Annotated in this window: 14 protein-coding genes; 6 read left to right on the top strand and 8 right to left on the bottom strand. The window is 71.2% G+C overall.

Going from position 1 to position 16285, the window contains the following annotated elements:
• Positions 1–195 precede the first annotated feature (195 nt).
• Together ABFX54_RS40730 and ABFX54_RS40725 are read left to right on the top strand one after the other, a co-directional pair.
• The gene (locus ABFX54_RS40730; RefSeq protein WP_346112202.1) at positions 196–2067 is read left to right on the top strand and encodes a sensor histidine kinase; all 1872 of its coding nucleotides are present in this window, start codon (positions 196–198) and stop codon (positions 2065–2067) included.
• Positions 2060–2416 carry a DUF742 domain-containing protein gene (locus tag ABFX54_RS40725; RefSeq protein WP_106249159.1) on the top strand — a complete coding sequence of 119 codons (357 nt, stop codon included), beginning with the start codon at positions 2060–2062 and terminating at the stop codon, positions 2414–2416. The genes ABFX54_RS40730 and ABFX54_RS40725 overlap by 8 nt, the downstream gene beginning before the upstream one ends.
• On the opposite strand, the gene ABFX54_RS40720 is transcribed toward ABFX54_RS40725, so the two are convergent.
• A complete protein-coding gene (locus tag ABFX54_RS40720) occupies positions 2394–3815 on the bottom strand; it encodes an MFS transporter (RefSeq protein ID WP_346112201.1) in 1422 nt (473 codons plus the stop codon). The two genes, ABFX54_RS40725 and ABFX54_RS40720, sit on opposite strands and share 23 nt — an antisense overlap.
• Before the next feature lie 73 nt (positions 3816–3888).
• Between ABFX54_RS40720 and ABFX54_RS40715 the strand changes: the two genes are divergently transcribed.
• Positions 3889–4356 (top strand): MarR family winged helix-turn-helix transcriptional regulator, encoded by a 468-nt coding sequence (locus ABFX54_RS40715; RefSeq protein WP_346112200.1) that lies wholly within the window; start codon positions 3889–3891, stop codon positions 4354–4356.
• Here the strand turns inward: ABFX54_RS40715 and ABFX54_RS40710 are convergent.
• Genes ABFX54_RS40710 through ABFX54_RS40680 form a run of 7 tightly spaced genes read right to left on the bottom strand, consistent with a single transcriptional unit; the run spans position 4349 to position 12104 of the window.
• The gene (locus ABFX54_RS40710; protein WP_346112222.1) at positions 4349–5224 is read right to left on the bottom strand and encodes an ABC transporter ATP-binding protein; all 876 of its coding nucleotides are present in this window, start codon (positions 5222–5224) and stop codon (positions 4349–4351) included. The two genes, ABFX54_RS40715 and ABFX54_RS40710, sit on opposite strands and share 8 nt — an antisense overlap.
• 2 nt (positions 5225–5226) lie before the next feature.
• Positions 5227–5976 (bottom strand): ATP-binding cassette domain-containing protein, encoded by a 750-nt coding sequence (locus ABFX54_RS40705; RefSeq protein ID WP_346112199.1) that lies wholly within the window; start codon positions 5974–5976, stop codon positions 5227–5229.
• Positions 5973–6839 carry an ABC transporter permease gene (locus tag ABFX54_RS40700; RefSeq protein WP_346112198.1) on the bottom strand — a complete coding sequence of 289 codons (867 nt, stop codon included), beginning with the start codon at positions 6837–6839 and terminating at the stop codon, positions 5973–5975. Before ABFX54_RS40700 ends, ABFX54_RS40705 begins: the two co-directional genes overlap by 4 nt.
• Entirely contained in the window at positions 6836–7852 is a 1017-nt protein-coding gene (locus ABFX54_RS40695; protein WP_346112197.1) for an ABC transporter permease, read from the bottom strand. Before ABFX54_RS40695 ends, ABFX54_RS40700 begins: the two co-directional genes overlap by 4 nt.
• Positions 7853–7854: 2 nt before the next feature.
• Complete coding sequence (locus ABFX54_RS40690) at positions 7855–9465, bottom strand: ABC transporter substrate-binding protein (RefSeq protein ID WP_346112196.1); 1611 nt, start codon at positions 9463–9465, stop codon at positions 7855–7857.
• Positions 9466–9487: 22 nt separating this feature from the next.
• Positions 9488–11041, bottom strand: a complete 1554-nt coding sequence (locus ABFX54_RS40685) for a hydantoinase/oxoprolinase N-terminal domain-containing protein (protein ID WP_346112194.1) — start codon at positions 11039–11041, stop codon at positions 9488–9490.
• The gene (locus ABFX54_RS40680) at positions 11034–12104 is read right to left on the bottom strand and encodes an S-methyl thiohydantoin desulfurase family protein (RefSeq protein ID WP_346112192.1); all 1071 of its coding nucleotides are present in this window, start codon (positions 12102–12104) and stop codon (positions 11034–11036) included. Before ABFX54_RS40680 ends, ABFX54_RS40685 begins: the two co-directional genes overlap by 8 nt.
• Positions 12105–12188: 84 nt before the next feature.
• On the opposite strand from ABFX54_RS40680, the gene ABFX54_RS40675 reads away from it, so the two are divergent.
• From ABFX54_RS40675 to ABFX54_RS40665, 3 genes are all read left to right on the top strand, one after another.
• Complete coding sequence (locus tag ABFX54_RS40675) at positions 12189–12623, top strand: RpiB/LacA/LacB family sugar-phosphate isomerase (protein WP_346112191.1); 435 nt, start codon at positions 12189–12191, stop codon at positions 12621–12623.
• A gap of 156 nt (positions 12624–12779) precedes the next feature.
• The gene (locus ABFX54_RS40670; RefSeq protein ID WP_346112189.1) at positions 12780–13964 is read left to right on the top strand and encodes an amidohydrolase; all 1185 of its coding nucleotides are present in this window, start codon (positions 12780–12782) and stop codon (positions 13962–13964) included.
• 27 nt (positions 13965–13991) lie between these two features.
• Positions 13992–16285 (top strand): Tex family protein (locus ABFX54_RS40665; RefSeq protein ID WP_346112188.1); only part of this gene is annotated, 2294 nt, incomplete at its 3' end.

Below are 16285 nucleotides of genomic sequence, written 5' to 3'. Positions count from 1 at the left end.
GCATCTCCCTCTGTCGCCGATGTTCCCGGGAAACCTACTCCAAGATCGAGGCCAGAGGGACTCGTGTGTCCAAAAGTCCCGAAAAATTGGGCATTCTGGTGATCCAATTGCTATCCTCGGGGCTTGTCCCGTCCGGGGTTGCCAGCTTGGGACCAACCGGAGTGAGGTGCCATGGGTCGTAGCCGAACGATCCGGATGAAGATCATCGGACTACTACTGGTGCCACTGGCCTCCATGGTGGTGTTGTGGGGGGTCATCACCGCCGTCACCGCGAGCGAGAGCTTGGAGCTGCGTCAGTACAAGACAGTCTGGACGAACCTGCGCCTTCCCGCGTACAAAGTGATCACCGAGATCCAGCGCGAGCGCCTGATCTCGGCCAGGTTCCTGCGCAACAGTGCCGAAAAGCCCGCCGTGGCGGCGCAGCGCCTTCGCACCGACGCCGCCCGGGACGCCTTCAAGCAGCTTTCCGTCAAGTCCAAGGACAGATCAGAAGAGATCCGCACACAGGTGGACGCGGTGTACACGCAGATAGACAGGCTCGACGCGGTCCGAGGTGAGATCGACACGGGCCTGTCCGACCGTCTGCACACCGTGGAGGCCTACAACGCGATCATCGACACCCTGTTCGGCCTGCACCGGCGGGTGGCCATGATCGACGACATCCCGATCTACGAGCAGTCCCGCGTGACCATCGACATGAGTTACGCCAAGGAGCTGCTGACCAGGGAGCAGGCGCTCGGGCTCGGCACGGTGACCAGGGCCGAGCGCAGGCTGTTCACCCAGATCACGGGCAACCGGCGCTTCCTCGTCGACCAGAGCCTCGGCGAGCTCGACCCGGCCCTGCGCGACCCCCAGGTCGCCCTCATCACCTCCCCCGCGTACCAGCGGCTGCGGATGATGGAGGACCAGATCATCGCCGGCGGCACGCCGCAGGGCTGGCTGTCCACCACCGACGGCCTGGCCAGGTCGTTCCAGGAGGCCCAGCTGCGGGCCAGCACGACGCTGAACGAGCGCGCGGAGCCGGTGGCCGACGAGGTGCTGTCGCGGGCGTTCCTGCTCGCGGGCACGGCCCTGGCGCTGGTGATCGTGTCGATCGGGTTCTCGCTGCGGATGGGCAACCGGCTGTCCAAGGAGCTCGGGACGCTCCGGCTGGCCGCCCTGGAGGTGGCCCAGGAACGGCTGCCGCACGTGGTCGCCAAGCTGCGCAAGGGCGAGACCGTCGAAGTGCCCGAGGTGTCGCTCACCAGCACCACGGTCGAGATCGACGACGTCGGCAAGGCCTTCTCCACCGTCCAGCAGACCGCGGTCGAGGCCGCGGTCGGCCAGGCGCAGCTCAGCGAGGGCGTCGGCCACGTCTTCAGGAACCTGGCCAGGCGCAGCCAGACGCTGCTGCACCGCCAGCGCATCCAGCTCGCCGACATGCAGCACCGGGCCACCGACCCGGGCCAGCTGGACGACCTGTTCAAGCTCGACCACCTCACCACCCGCATGCGCCGGCACGCGGAGGGCCTGATCATCCTGTCGGGCGCGACGCCGGGACGCGGCTGGAGCCGTCCCGTGCCGCTGCTCGACGTGGCCCGCGGCGCGGCGGCCGAGGTCGAGGACTACCAGCGGGTCGTCGTCGAGCCCATGTCCGGCCAGCGCCTGGCCGGCCCCGTGGTCGGTGACGTGATCCACCTCATCGCCGAGCTGATCGAGAACGCCACCGTCTACTCCCCCGCGCACACCTCGGTCTTCGTGCGCGGCGACGCGGCGGCCCGGGGCTTTGCCTTCGAGGTGGAGGACCGCGGGTTCGGGATGAGCGACGAGCAGCTGACCGAGTACAACGAGCGGCTGGCCAGCCCGCCGGAGTTCGACCTGGCCGACAGCGACAGGCTCGGCCTTTTCGTCGTTTCCCGCCTGGCCGCCAGGCATGACATCCGCGTGACGTTGCGCGGTTCACCATATGGAGGGACCACCGCGATCGTGTTGATCCCGGAAGAGCACGTGGCAGAGCCAGAGGACGAGGCCCCGAGGGCGGCTCAGCAGGAGTCCGAGCGCCCCATGCGGGTGGTGCGAAGTGACTGAGGAACGCTGGCTGGACGAGGACGCCGGTCCCATCGTTCCGGCCTACCTGCTGACCAGGGGCCGGACGGTGCCCGCGAGCGAGGCCATCGACCTCATCGCGGTGATCATCACCGCCGGCGGCCTGGCGCCGCCGCGCGGCCTCGACCCCGAGCATCTGATCATCCTGCAGAAGTGCACCCAGCCCACGCGTCTGGTGGATGTGGCGGCCGAGCTGAACCTGCCCATAGGGGTGGTCCGCGTGCTGGTCGGCGACCTGCACGCGCAGCAGCTCGTCCAGGTCGAGCTGCCGCCGCCCGCCCCCGACGCCAAGGTGCTGCTGGAAGTGATCAGCGGGCTGAAGGCCCTGTGACGGGCCCAGTGACGGGCGCTATGACAGCGGTCCCGCGGTTGAGATATCCGAACCCGGCCGCGAAGAGCGCGGCCAAGACGCCCGCCCCGGCGGCTGCCCCGAAGACCCACTGGTAGCCGCCGGCGCCCGGCCGCGCCGCCAGGATGGCGGCGATCACCGCACCCGCCGTGCTGCCGCCCACGATGCGCACCAGAGCGTTCACCCCGGAGGCCAGGGCCGTCTTGCCCTGGTCCACGTGCTCGACGGCCATGGTGCCCAGGGCCGCGTATCCGACGCCGAGGCCGACGCCCATGAGCGAGGAGGCCGCGTACAGGTGCCAAGGGCTGTCGTTCTCGAAGATCAGCCACAGCGCGGCCAGCCCCGTGACCAGTGAGCCCGTCGCCACCATGGACGCGGCGGGCAGCCGCCGCATCAGCCGGCCCGCGAACAGCGAGATCACCAGCATGAACAGTGTGCTCGGCAGCAGGTAGAGCCCGACCTCCAGGGTCGTGGCCGAGAAGCCCACGGGGGCCTGGGCGAAGCTGGACATGCCGGTCAGCAGGGTGAAGAAGGAGAACCCGAGCAGCATCGAGGACACCGTCGCGCCGACCGTGCCCCTGTGCACCAGCATCGCCATGTCCACCAGCGGCTCGGCCACCTTCAGCTCGACCGCGACCCACCCGGCCGCGAGCACGGCCGCCGCGCCGAACAGCCCGAGCACGCCGGGCGAGGTCCAGCCCCATGAGCCGCCCTCGCTGATCCCCAGCAGCAGCGCCACCAGCCAGGTGGCGAGCAGCGCGGCCCCGAGCAGGTCGGGACGGCCCTTGACGGGCGGGGCCGCGTCACGGACGAGGAAGGCCACGACGATGCCGGCCGCCAGCGAGAAGCCGCTGATGATCCAGAAGACCAGGTGGAAGTCCCCGTCGGCGAGCCCGGCCAGGATCATGCCGCCGCCGCTGCCGAAGCCCATCGTCGCGCTGAGCACGCCGACGCCGGTCGCGAACTGCGCGCGCGGCAGCGCGTCGCGGACCACCCCGATGGACAAGGGGACGAGCGCGGCGACGGAGCCCTGCAACACCCGGGCCACGATCAGCCAGGGCAACGAGGTGGCCATGGCCGCCATGACCGAGCCGGCCACCAGGAACGCCAGGGCGCCGAGGATCATGCGGCGCCTGCCGTACATGTCGCCGAAGCGGGAGAGCAGCGGCGTGGACACCGCGCCGACCAGCAGGCTCACCGTGAGCGTCCAGCTCACGGCGGTCAAGGAGGTGTTCAGCTCCCGTTGCAGCACGGGAAGCAACGGCACCACCGCGGTGTTCTGCATGGCGGCGATGGAGGCCGCGACGGACAACGCCACCACCGCGGGCCAGGGATTTCTCTTCGACGTCTCACGTGCTGCGGGCACGACGACTGTCGCCATGACGGCTCCTTTGGATAACTTAGGTAAGTAATCGAGAACCGATAATACATACGTAAGTTAGGTAAGCAAGCGGATGGACGAGGATCTGCAGACGACGGTGAGCGCCTTTCGCCGGCTCGTCACCATGCTCAACCGCGGCAAGACGCATGAGCGGCTGACCGAGGCGGCGGGCGTCCGGCTGGACCGGCCGGACGTCCAGATCCTCGTCAACCTGCTGGAGGCCGGCGAGCCGCGCAGGGTCGGAGCGATCGCCGACAGCCTCCAGGTGGAGAGCCCGCACGTGACGCGGCACGTCGCCGCGCTTGAGCAGCGCGGCCTGGTCGAGCGGGTACGCGACCCCGACGACGGCCGGGCCTGGCGCATCACGCTCACGGACGAGGGCGCCGTGGCGGCGGACCGGTGCCGCCAGGTGACCAACGACTGGCTGGGCGGCGCCCTGGCCGGCTGGTCCGGCGCGGATCGGGCCGAGCTGAGCCGGCTGATGAACAAACTGGCCGACGACCTCCAGGACCACCTGAAGGCCCGTCAGGTGATCAGGTGAGGACGTCCTCCGCGCGGTGGCAGGCCACCTGACGTCCCTGGACGTCCCTCGGCTCCGGCGCCACCTCGCACTCGGGCCCGGCCAGCGGGCAGCGCAGCCGGAACGCGCATCCGGTGGCCGCGGGGACGGCCTCGGTCCGGCCCTTGGCCTCGGGCGGCTCCCCGCCCAGCTTCGGTACGGCGTCGCGCAGGGCCCTGGTGTAGGGGTGGGCCGGGTTCGCCAGCAGGTCCGAGGTGGGGCCCGACTCGACGACGCGGCCCGCGAAGAGCACGTGGGAGGTGCGGCAGAGCCGTTCCACCACGGCCAGGTTGTGGGTGATCAGCAGGCGCTCGGTCTCCAGGGAGACCAGCAGGTCGAGCACCCTGGCCTGGACGGTGACGTCGAGCGCGCTGGTGGGCTCGTCGAGGATGAGCAGGCGCGGGCCGACGGCCAGGGCGCGGGCGATCACCACGCGCTGGCGCTGGCCGCCGGAGAGCTCGTGGGGGCGGCGGACGGCCAGGGCGGGATCGAGGCCCACCCGTTCGAGCAGGTCGGGGACGCGGGAGCGGGCGGCGCGCGGGAGGGCCTCGGCGATGGAGGCGCCGACGCGCATCCGGGGGTCGAGAGCCTCGGCCTGGAAGACGGGCTGGACGTCCTTCCGAAACTTCCGCATGTCCGCTTTTTTCAGCGTTTGGTCGCCGTACCAGATATTTCCTGAGATGGGGCTCAGGAGGCCCAGGAACGCGCGCGCCAGCGTCGTCTTGCCCGAGCCACTCTCCCCGATCAGCCCCACGCCGCCCTCGGTGATGTCGATGCTCACGTCGTGCACGACCGGGCGGCGGCCGTATCCGAGCGTCACCCGATCAGCCCTCAGCTCGGCCCTGGGCATGGTCACGGCAGCGCCTCCAGCAGTTCGCGGGTGTAGGGATGGGACGGCTCGGCCAGCACCTCGGCGGCGGGGCCCGACTCCACCACCGCGCCGTCCTTCATGACCAGCACCCGATCGGCGATCGTCGAGACCAGGGCCAGGTCGTGGGAGACCAGCAGCAGCGCGAGGCCCCGTTCCGCCCGCAGCCGGCGCAGCACGCCGACCACCTCGGCCTGTACGGTCACGTCCAGCGCGCTGGTGGGCTCGTCGGCCAGGATGACCTCGGCGCCCAGGGCGATGGCCAGCGCGATGGCGAAGCGCTGGGCCTGGCCGCCGGAGACCTCGTGCGGATAGCGGCGCAGCAGCTCGCGGTCGAGCAGGACCGCGTCCATGGCCCGCGCCATGGTGTCGGCCACGTCCTTGACGCCGTGCAGCTTGAGCGCGCGGCGCATCAGGACGCCGAGGCGGGTGGCGGGGCTGAGCGCGGCGTGCGGCGACTGCATCACCAGCGCCGCCCGCGCGCCCCTGAGCTCGCGCAGCGCGCGCGGGGCGGCCGTGAGCACGTCCACACCGCACACCCGTACTTGTCCCGATATTTCGGCATTTTGGGTGAGGCCGAGCAGCGAGAGCAGCGTCGTGGACTTGCCCGAGCCGCTCTCGCCCACGATGGCCACGCACTCGCCCGCGCCCACGTCGAGCCGCGGCACGTCGGCCACCACCCGCCCGCCGTAACTGACGCGCAGGTCGCGCGCCTCGATCAGGTGCCCTGTCACTTGACCGCCCTTCGCGGGTCGAGCGCGTTGCGCAGCCCCTCGCCGAGCACGTTGAACGCGAACGCCGTCACCAGGATCGCCAGCCCCGGGAAGGTCACCACCCACCAGTTCGTGGTGAACAGCGTCTGTCCCTGCTGCACCATCAGTCCCCATTCGGCCGTCGGCTCCTGCGCGCCGAGCCCCAGGTACGACAGCGCCGCCGAGGTCAGGATCACCCCGCCCGCGTCCAGCGAGAGCTGCACCAGCACGGGCGTGAGCGAGTTGGGCAGCACGTGACGCAGGATGATCAGCGGCGCGGGCACGCCGAGGCAGCGGGCCGCGTCCACGTAGGGGCGGGTGGCGATCGAGGCGGCCATGGAGGCGGCCAGCCGCGTGTACCAGGGCCACCAGGTCACCGCGATGGCCAGGATCACGGTGTTCACGCCGGGCTGCAGCACGACCGCCAGGGCCAGGGAGAGCAGCAGCGCGGGAAAGGCCAGGAAGACGTCCGTGACGCGCATGATCACGTCCCTGATCCAGCCGCCCGCGTACCCGGCGACCACGCCGAGCGTCACCCCGGCCACCGCCGAGACGGCCAGCACGGCCACGGCGATGAACAGCGACGTGCGCCCGCCGTACAGGATCCTCGTGAGTACGTCGCGGCCGACCTGGTCGGTGCCGAACCAGTGGGCGCCGCTCGGGGGCAGCAGCCGCTCCAGCGGCCGCGGGTCGTCCACCGGGTACGGCGCCAGCCACGGCGCGAGCACCGCCGCCAGCACGACGACCACGATGAGCACCGCCCCGAACGCGGCGAAGCGGTCGGGGACGCGCGGCAGGGTGCGGCGCAGAGGCTGGGTTTCCTGGGTCTGTGTCTCCGTGGTCATCGTGTCCTGGCCCGGGGGTCGACGAAGCCCTGGAGGATGTCCACGACCAGGTTGGCCAGGACGTACACCAGGGCGACCAGCAGGGTGACGCCCGCGATGGCCGGGGTGTCCAGCGAGCGGATGGACTCGGCGGCGTAGCGGCCCAGGCCCGGCCAGTTGAAGACGGCCTCGACGAGGAAGCCGTTGACGATCGCGTACGCGAAGACGAGCGCGATCAGCGACAGCACGGGACCGAGCGCCGGTCGCAGGGCGAACCTGGTCAGGATGGACGTCTCGCCGAAGCCCAGCGCGCGCTCCAGCCTGGCATGGTCCTGGCCCGACTCCTCGATGAGGGCGGCCCTGGTCATCTGCGCGATGACGCCGGTGGGATAGGCGGCCACGACCAGGGCGGGCAGCACCAGGTGTTCGAGGGTGCTGGTGAAGATGGGCCAGTTTCCGGTGATGAGGGCGTCGACGACGGTGATGTTCGTCCAGAGGGTGAGCGGGCTGGTGGTGTCGAGCGCGGAGTCGTACTCGCCGGCGATGGGGAACCAGCCGAGGTTGCTGGCGAAGATCGTCTGGAGGGCCAGGGCCAGCCAGAAGACCGGGACGGAGACGGCCAGCATGCTCCCGAACCGCACCCCAAAGTCCGGAAATTTCGTCTTATAGCGGGCGGCGAGCACGCCGAGCGGAATGCCCAGCACGACCGCGATGAGCAGCGCCGTACCGACGAGTTCGAGCGAGGCGGGAAAGGCGAGATAGAGGTCGTCCCGCACGGGCTGCCGCGTGCGCAGGCTGACGCCCCAGTCGCCGGTCATCAGGTCGCGCACGTACGTGAACAGTTGCGCCGGCAGCGGATCGTCGAGCCCGAACCGCGCGCGGGCCTCGGCCAGCTGCTCGGGCGTGGCCTTCGGCCCGGCGAAGGCCACCGCCGGATCGCCGGGCACGAGCCGCATCACCGCGAACGTGAGCACGACCACGCCGGCCACGACCAGGAGGGCCTGGCCGAGGCGGCGGGCCAGATAGCGCAGCATCGTCAGGAGGCGCGGGTCAGGTCGTAGAAGAAGACGACGTTGGGATAGGCGGCGTTGTCCTTGTAGCCCTGGACGTCAGAGGAGAGGGCGCGCTGATACTTCTGCACGTAGGGGACGGCCACCGCGGCCTGCTCCTGGATGATCTTCTGCTGCAGCGTCTCGTACTCCTCCACGGCCGCCATCCGGTCCGTGGCCGTCAGCTCGGGGAGCTTGTCGATGGCCGCGTCGATCTCGGCGTTCTTCAGGTAGGAGAGGTTGAACTGCGGCTTGTCCGCGCTCTTGAACACGTTGAGGAACCAGGAGTAGGCGTCCGGATAGTCCGGGTACCAGTACATGACGAAGACGTCCTGGCCGCCCTTCTTGCCCAGGTCCCACTGCGCGCTCCAGTTCATCGGCTTGGCCTGGAGTGTCACGTTCAGCTTGCTGAGCGTCGAGCTGAGCAGCGTGACCAGCAGCTTCTGGTCCTCGTCGCCGATGCCGTACGTGAGGCTCAGCTTGAGCTCCTTGAGGTCGGGCCCGTAGCCCGCCTCGGCCAGCAGCGCCTGCGCCTTGGCCAGGTCCTGCTTGGGCTCCATCCCGCTGACGTGGCCGACCAGGCCCTGCGGCACCAGGCCGCTGGCCTTCTGGCCGGCGCCCTCAAGCGCCGCCGCCAGGCCGTCGTAGTCGATCGCCAGCTGCAGCGCCTGCCTGACCTTGACGTCCTCCGTCGGGCCCGCGGCCGTGTTGAACAGCACCAGCAGGTTCTGGAACGACGGCGACTCGGCCGTGCGCACCGACTCCGTCGTCTGCGCCTGCTCGAAGAGCTGCGGGTTCAGCCGCTCGACGAAGTTCACCTCGCCCTTCTGCAGCAGCTGCCAGGCGGTGGTGATCTCGGGCGTGACCCGGAAGGCGACCTTCTTGTACTGCGCCGGCTTCCAGCCGCCCCAGTAGTCCTCGAACGCCTTCAGCGTGAGCTCGGTCTCCTTGCCCTTCTGCCAGGTGTCGATCGTGTACGGCCCGGTGCCGGCGGTCTTCTTGCCGTCGGCGTCCACGGCGTCCACGTCGTACATCCAGGCGGCGTAGCCGGAGGCGGCGACCAGGTCGAGCGGGGCGGCGTACTTCAGGGTGAACTTCAGCGTGCTCGCGTCCACCGCCTCGATCTTGTCGACCGGGTCCCAGATGTAGGCGGCGCCGCCCTTCTTGTCGATCGTCCGCTCGATGGCCTTCTTCGCGGCCGTGGCGTCGAACGTGGCGCCGGAGTGGAACTTCACGCCCTGCCGCAGCTTGAACGTCCACTCCTTGCCGTCCTTGGCCGAGGTCCACTCGGTGGCAAGGCGCGGCGCGGCCTCGTGGGTCTCGGAGTCGTACCTGGTCAGGCCCTCGTAGATGTTCGACAGGGCGATGATCTCGTTGGAGTAGGAGGTGGCCGGGTCCCAGTCGGTGACCACGTCGTGGTTGGGCGCGTAGACGAAGGTGCTGTCGTTGGCCTGCCCGCCGGCCGGGCTGCCGCTGCCGCTCGTCTGCGGCTGGGGTGTGCCGCCGGCTCCGCGTACCTGGCCGCCCGCGCACGCGGACGCGGTCAGGGCCATGAGACCGGCTACCCCGGCGACGAGCAGACGCTTGTGCCAGCGCATGGTGGGGGATCCTTTCGGTGGGTCACCGGGCGAGGGGTCCGGCTGCTTTGACGTGTACCCGCACGGCGGGCTGGGAGAGGTAGCTCAGCGGCACCTCGAGAAGGTCCACGATCTCGACTCCGGAGGGGTCGGCCCCGGCCGCCACGGCTCGCGCCCGCGCCTCCTCCTTGACGCTTTCGATCGCTTCTGTCCTGCTATCTCCCGCTGGCAAGATCGTATCCACTCTGCCGCTCGCGAGCGCGATGGCGGCCCCCACGGCGTTGGCCACCTCCGCGTGCTCGGGGCGGATCACCGTGCTCGCCCCGGCGATGTGATCGGGCAGCAGGAACGCCCCGCCCCCCACCGCCACCAGCGGCCGGTCACTCCGGCCGAGCGACATGCGGTCCACGGCGTCGGCCACCATGCCGTCGGCGACGGTCAGCGCCCTTTGCAGGATGTCGGTGATTTCTTCCGACATGTCAGATTTGGCCGCCAGCCGCTCGCGCCACCCTTCGGCGCCCGCCGGGACGCGGCCCGCCGCCACCGCCGCGTCCGTCATCGTCGCCGTCGTCCCGCCGAAGACCAGCGCCTCTCGCGCGATCCGGTAGCCGACGGAGTCCGGCCCGACGCCCCCGCTCCGCGCCACGGTGCCGCCGCCGAGGGCGATGGCCAGGATGTCGGGCATGCGGAAGTTGGTCAGCACGCCACCGATCTCGACCGCCGCCGCCGACTCCCTCGGGAAGCCGCCGATCAGCACGCCGAGGTCGGTGCTGGTGCCACCTACGTCCACCACGATCGCGTCCGGCACGCCGGACAGGTAGGCGGCGCCGCGCAGCGAGTTCGCCGGGCCTGAGCCGATCGTGGAGACCGGCAGGCGGGCGGCGTGCTCCAGTGTCATGAGCGTGCCGTCGTTCTGGGCCAGGTACGGCCGCGCCCCGAGTCCTCGTTCGGCCAGGGCGGTGACCAGGGCGTCGGTGACGTGGGCGGCGACGCCGTACAGGGCGGCGTTGAGCACGGTCGCGTTCTCGCGTTCGAGCAGGCCGAGCGAGCCGATCTCGTGGCTGACCGAGACCGGCAGGCCGTACTCGGCGCGGACCAGCTCCGCGACGGCTCGCTCGTGCCCGTCGTCGGCCGGGCTGAACACGCCGGTGACCGCCACCGCGTCGGCCCGCACGCCGTCCAGGAAGCGGCGTACGGCATCGAGGTCCAGCGAGCTGATCTCCCTGCCGTCCACGTAGTGGCCGCCGGGCACGATCGCCTCACCGGCCGAGACCACCTTGCGCAGGTCGGCGGGCCAGTCGGAGAGCGGCGGCACAGAGGTGGTGGCGGGCGCGCCGAGCCGCAGCACCGCGACCCGGCCGAGGCCGCGCCGCTCCAGGATCGCGTTCGTGGCGTGCGTGGTGCCCAGCATGACGCGGGTCACGTCGGCCCGGTCCTGGACCTGCTCCAGTACGGCGTCCAGAGCCGCGCGCAGCCCGTCGGTCACCTCGGGCGTGGTGGGCCGCTTGGCCTTGGCGAGCACCTGGCCGTCCGGTCCGAGCACCACCGCGTCGGTGTTGGTGCCGCCGACGTCGATCCCTATCCGCAGGTCAGGCACGCGCCATCAGCTCCTCGACGGGTACGTAGTCCAGGTCGTATCCGAAGGCCGCGGGCCCGGCCGTCTCCAGCCCCTTGGGCGTGCGCCAGAGCGGGTCGCAGGACCAGGCGAGCACCGTGACGCGCTGGCCGTAACGCAGCCCCTCCGTCTGGACCGCGGCGGCGGTCTCGGTGTCCACCACCGTGATCAGGTCGGGGACCATGGCCAGCGTCCGGCCGTCCTCTTTCGCGACCAGGTTCTCGTTCTGCAGCTCCAGCGCGAGCCGGCGGCCCCGGTCGTCGCCCGTGCCCTCGATGGTGGCCGTGCCCCGGACGAACCCGCCCGTCGTGCGGCGTTCCACGTCGGTCAGCTTGCCGGTGATCAGGCGGGCGGCGCCGAGGCGGTCCTGGAGTGCTTGGAGCGGGTCGGCCGCGCCCTCCGTGGCCCGGCCGATCTCCAGGGCGCTGGTGACCGTACCCTCGATGACCGCGCCCCTGGCCCGTCCGGCGGTGAGCACGTAGTCGGCCATCAGCGCGTGCGAGCCGGAGGCCACGCAGACGGCGCGGGCCAGGCGCTCCGACCAGAGCCCGTCCACCGGGCGGATCGTCACCACGTTGCCCGCGACGTCCGACATCACCACGAGGTCGGCGGGAAGCCCCGCCACGTACATCGAGACCATCTGGACCTCGGGGAACGCCCGGCCCATGCCGTCGGCGTCGAGCAGCGGCACCCCGAGCTGGGCGGCCCAGGCCACGGGCGCGACCCCGTTGGCGCCGCCGATCTCGGAGGACATGATCGCGCTCGGCCGGCGGCCGAAGATCCGCTCGATCTCCTCGACGATGCGCCTGGGCTCGTCCTCGCCGTGGATCATCTCGTGGCTGACGGTCGGGGCGCCGATGCCGGACAGCGGCACGACCAGGGCGTCGTCATCCAGGTCGGCCAATCGGGTCAGCGGCACCGGGCCGTGCTCCCTGATGGCCCGTACCGCCGCCAGCGAACCCGTGCGCACGTCTCCCCCGCCGCCCGTGCCCAGGACGGCACATCCCCGGGCGAGCGCCGCGATGTCATTCGTGTCAATACTCATAAGACTCATAAGACTCATATGACGCCACAACCAAGCACATAGCGCCCCACCCGCGCCAGTCCGCGTACGTGCGAGTATGGGCAGATGCGGATATCGGTGGCCGCCGACAGCAAGGACGGCGTGGCCGAGCGGGTGGTGTCGGAGCTGCGCGGGCGCGGGCACGAGGTCGTCACCCACGGCGCGCTCGACGACGGCGAGCGCGACGACTGGGCGTGGGCCTGCGAGCTGGCCGCGAGAGACGTGAGCGAGGGGCGGGCCGAGCAGGCGGTCGTCTGCTGCTGGACCGGCACCGGCGCGTCGATCGCGGCGAACAAGGTGCGCGGGGTGCGGGCGGCGCTCTGCGTCGACGCCTACACCGCCGACGGCGCCCGCAGGTGGAACGACGCCAACGTGCTGGCGCTCAGCCTGCGGCTCACGTCCGAGGTGGTGCTGAAGGAGATCCTGGACGCCTGGTTCGCGGGCCGGCCGAGCGCCGACCCCGCCGACGTGGGCAACGTCTCCCACCTCGACGACATCTGACGGGTGAAGCGGCGCTGACTTCGTGCCGCTTGGTGCCATGGCCGGGTTCGGCGCGCCCGCGTACTCCCATGAGGAGCCTCAGAGGACGGAAAGGTATCCAAGACCGTCACAGCAGAGCCAGGGAAATCGTCGGTCCCGCCCTTTAGGGTGCTGGGCATGACCGACGTGCTGCCGAGTGTGCTGCTGCGTGGCGGGCTTCCGTGGCGGCCCGCCGCCCCCGGCGTGCCGCGCGACATCCTGGTGCGCGACGGGCGCATCGACCAGGTCGCGCCCGCGATCGACGCGCCCGGGGCCACGGTGGTCGACGTCTCCGGGCAGCTCGTCCTGCCCGGCCTGGTCGAGGCGCACTGCCACCTCGACAAGACCCTCTACGGCGGCCCGTGGGTGCCCCACTCCGCCGACGACACGCTCGCCGGCCGCATCGGCAACGACCTGCGCCGCCGCGCCGAGCTGGGCGTGCCGAGCGTGGAGCGGATCGCCGCGCTGCTGGCCGCCATGAGCGCGGCGGGCACCACCCACGTCCGCACCCACACCGACATCGACCCCGAAGTGGGTTTACGCGGCGTGGAGGCGGTGCGCGAGGCCGCGGCGGGCTCCCCCGTCGAGGTGCGCCAGGTGGCCTTCCCGCAACACGGCCTGCTCACCAACCCGGGCACGGCCGAGCTGCTCGAAGAGGCGCTGAAGAGCGGGGTGGAGGCGGTGGGCGGGCTCGACCCCGCGGGCATCGACCGCGACCCGGTCCGCCACCTCGACCTGATCTTCGGCCTGGCCGGGCGCTACGGCACCCATCTCGACCTCCACCTGCACGACGGCGGCACGCTCGGCGCGTGGGAGCTGGAGCTGATCATCGAACGCACCGGCGCGCTCGGGCTGGGCGGCCGGGTGGCGGTCAGCCACGCCTACGCGCTGGGCCAGCTCGACGAGGCCCACCAGGATCGCCTGGCCGAGGGGCTGGCGCGGGCGGGGGTGGCGATCGTGACCGCCGCCGTCTACAGCTTCCCCGTGCCCCCGGTGAAGAAGCTGCGGGCCGCCGGGGTCACCGTGGCCTGCGGTCACGACGGCATCCGCGACCTGTGGGGGCCGTACGGCAGCGGCGACATGCTCGAACGGGCGATGCACGTCGCCTACCGCAGCACGTTCCGCGCCGACCACGACATCGAGCTGGCGCTGGAGGCGGCCACCCACGGCGGGGCGCGGGCGCTCGGGCTGGAGGGCTACGGCCTGTCCCCGGGCGACCGGGCCGACCTGGTCGTGCTCCCCTGCGGGAGCCCGGCGGAGGCGGTGGTCGTTCACCCTGCGCGCACTCTGGTCATGAAGGACGGCGTCGTCCTGCACAATTGACCGGCGGGACCATCGAAAGGCAGGCAAGTGCTCTCTATTTCCCAGCGGATCGCGGCCGAGCTCGGCGTACGCGACGGGCAGGTTCAGGCCACGGTCGAGCTGCTCGACGGCGGCGCGACCGTGCCCTTCATCGCGCGATACCGCAAAGAGGCCACCGGCGCCCTCGACGACGCGCAGCTGCGCACGCTGGAAGAGCGGCTGCGCTACCTGCGCGAGCTGGAGGAGCGCAGGACGGCGATCCTGGAGTCCATCGAGTCCCAGGGCAAGCTCGACGACGAGCTGCGCAAGCAGATCATGGCGGCCGAGACCAAGGCCAGGCTTGAGGACATCTACCTGCCCTACAAGCCCAAGCGCCGCACCAAGGCGCAGATCGCCCGCGAGCTGGGCCTTGAGCCGCTGGCCGACCAGCTCCTCGCCGATCCCACGCTCGACCCGGTGACGACCGCCAAGGGCTTCCTCGCCGAAGGCGTCGCCGACGAGAGCGCGGCGCTCGAAGGGGCCAGGGCGATCCTGATCGAGCGCTTCGCCGAGGACGCCGACCTCATCGGCGGCCTGCGCGAGCAGCTGTGGACCCGTGGCCGGCTGGTGTCGAAGGTGCGCGAGGGCAAGGAGGAGGCGGGGGCCAAGTTCTCCGACTACTTCGAGTTCGGCGAGCCGTTCACGAAGCTGCCCTCCCACCGGATCCTGGCCATGTTCAGGGGCGAGAAGGAGGAGATCCTCTCCGTCACCCTGGAACCCGACGACAGCCCCGACTACGAGTTGCGCATCGCCTCCCGGTTCGGCGTCTCCGACCAGGGCAGGCCCGCCGACAAGTGGCTCAGTGAGACCGTGCGCTGGGCCTGGCGCACCCGCATCCTCGTCCACCTCGGCATCGACCTGCGGATGCGGCTGTGGCAGGCGGCCGAGGACGAGGCGGTGCGGGTGTTCGCGGCCAACCTGCGCGACCTGCTGCTCGCCGCTCCGGCCGGCACCCGGCCCACGATGGGGCTCGACCCCGGCCTGCGTACGGGCGTGAAGGTCGCCGTCGTCGACGCCACCGGCAAGGTCGTCGAGACCGCGACCATCTACCCCCACGAGCCCAAGCGGCAGTGGGACCAGTCGCTGGCCGTGCTGGGCGCGCTCGCGCAGCGTCACGGCGTCGAGCTGATCGCCATCGGCAACGGCACCGCCTCCCGCGAGACCGACAAGCTGGCCGGCGAGCTGGTCAAGCACATGCCCGGGCTCACCAAGATCGTGGTCTCCGAGGCGGGCGCCTCCGTCTACTCCGCCTCGCCCTACGCCTCGCAGGAGCTGCCCGAGCTCGACGTGTCGCTGCGCGGCGCGGTCTCCATCGCGCGCCGGCTCCAGGACCCGCTGGCCGAGCTGGTCAAGATCGACCCCAAGTCGATCGGCGTCGGCCAATACCAGCACGACCTGGCCGAGTCCAAGCTGTCCCGCTCGCTCGACGCGGTGGTCGAAGACTGCGTCAACGCGGTGGGCGTCGACGTCAACACGGCCTCGCCGCCCCTGCTCACCCGTGTGTCGGGCATCGGCGCCACGCTCGCCGAGAGCATCGTGCGCCACCGCGACTCCAACGGCCCCTTCCGCACCCGTTCGGCGCTGAAGAACGTGCCCCGGCTCGGGCCCAAGGCGTTCGAGCAGTGCGCGGGCTTCCTGCGCATCCCGGGCGGCGACGACCCGCTCGACGTCTCCAGCGTGCACCCCGAGTCCTACCCCGTGGTGCGGCGCATCCTGACCTCGGCCAAGACCGACCTCAAGTCGCTGATCGGCAACACGGCGGCGCTGCGCTCGCTCAAGCCCGACGAGTTCACCGACGACAAGTTCGGCCTGCCGACGGTCACCGACATCCTGCGCGAGCTGGAGAAGCCCGGCCGCGACCCGCGTCCCGCCTTCAAGACGGCCACCTTCAAGGAGGGCGTCGAGAAGATCTCCGACCTGAGCTCCGGCATGATCCTGGAGGGCGTCGTCACCAACGTCGCGGCCTTCGGCGCGTTCGTCGACATCGGCGTGCACCAGGACGGGCTCGTCCACGTGTCGGCCATGTCGCGCAACTACGTCAAGGACCCGCGTGACGTGGTCAAGCCCGGCGACATCGTCCGCGTCAAGGTCCTCGACGTGGACATCCCGCGCAAGCGCATCTCCCTGACCCTGCGCCTGGAAGACGAGACCACCGCCCAGGGCGGCGGCGAGGGGCCGCGCAGGGGGGCGGGCGCCCGCCGAGACGGCCGGGCCGACGGTCCCCAGGGTCGCGGCGACGGCCCCCGCGGCCAGGGCGGTCGAGACGGTGGGCGCGGTGAAGGCGGCGGTGGAGACAGCGGGCG

Source organism: Nonomuraea maheshkhaliensis (genome assembly GCF_039529435.1).
Taxonomy (GTDB): domain Bacteria; phylum Actinomycetota; class Actinomycetes; order Streptosporangiales; family Streptosporangiaceae; genus Nonomuraea; species Nonomuraea maheshkhaliensis.
Note: the sequence above shows the minus strand (reverse complement) of the source record. Positions and strands in the feature narration are given on the sequence as shown.

Coding starts and splice junctions, on each gene's coding strand:
- ABFX54_RS40680 (WP_346112192.1), bottom strand. CDS start 12,104: ATGAGTATTGACACGAATGACATCGCGGCGCTCGCCCGGGGATGTGCC.
- ABFX54_RS40715 (WP_346112200.1), top strand. CDS start 3,889: ATGGACGAGGATCTGCAGACGACGGTGAGCGCCTTTCGCCGGCTCGTC.
- ABFX54_RS40695 (WP_346112197.1), bottom strand. CDS start 7,852: ATGCTGCGCTATCTGGCCCGCCGCCTCGGCCAGGCCCTCCTGGTCGTG.
- ABFX54_RS40670 (WP_346112189.1), top strand. CDS start 12,780: ATGACCGACGTGCTGCCGAGTGTGCTGCTGCGTGGCGGGCTTCCGTGG.
- ABFX54_RS40710 (WP_346112222.1), bottom strand. CDS start 5,224: ATGCCCAGGGCCGAGCTGAGGGCTGATCGGGTGACGCTCGGATACGGC.
- ABFX54_RS40730 (WP_346112202.1), top strand. CDS start 196: ATGAAGATCATCGGACTACTACTGGTGCCACTGGCCTCCATGGTGGTG.
- ABFX54_RS40700 (WP_346112198.1), bottom strand. CDS start 6,839: ATGACCACGGAGACACAGACCCAGGAAACCCAGCCTCTGCGCCGCACC.
- ABFX54_RS40675 (WP_346112191.1), top strand. CDS start 12,189: ATGCGGATATCGGTGGCCGCCGACAGCAAGGACGGCGTGGCCGAGCGG.
- ABFX54_RS40690 (WP_346112196.1), bottom strand. CDS start 9,465: ATGCGCTGGCACAAGCGTCTGCTCGTCGCCGGGGTAGCCGGTCTCATG.
- ABFX54_RS40720 (WP_346112201.1), bottom strand. CDS start 3,815: ATGGCGACAGTCGTCGTGCCCGCAGCACGTGAGACGTCGAAGAGAAAT.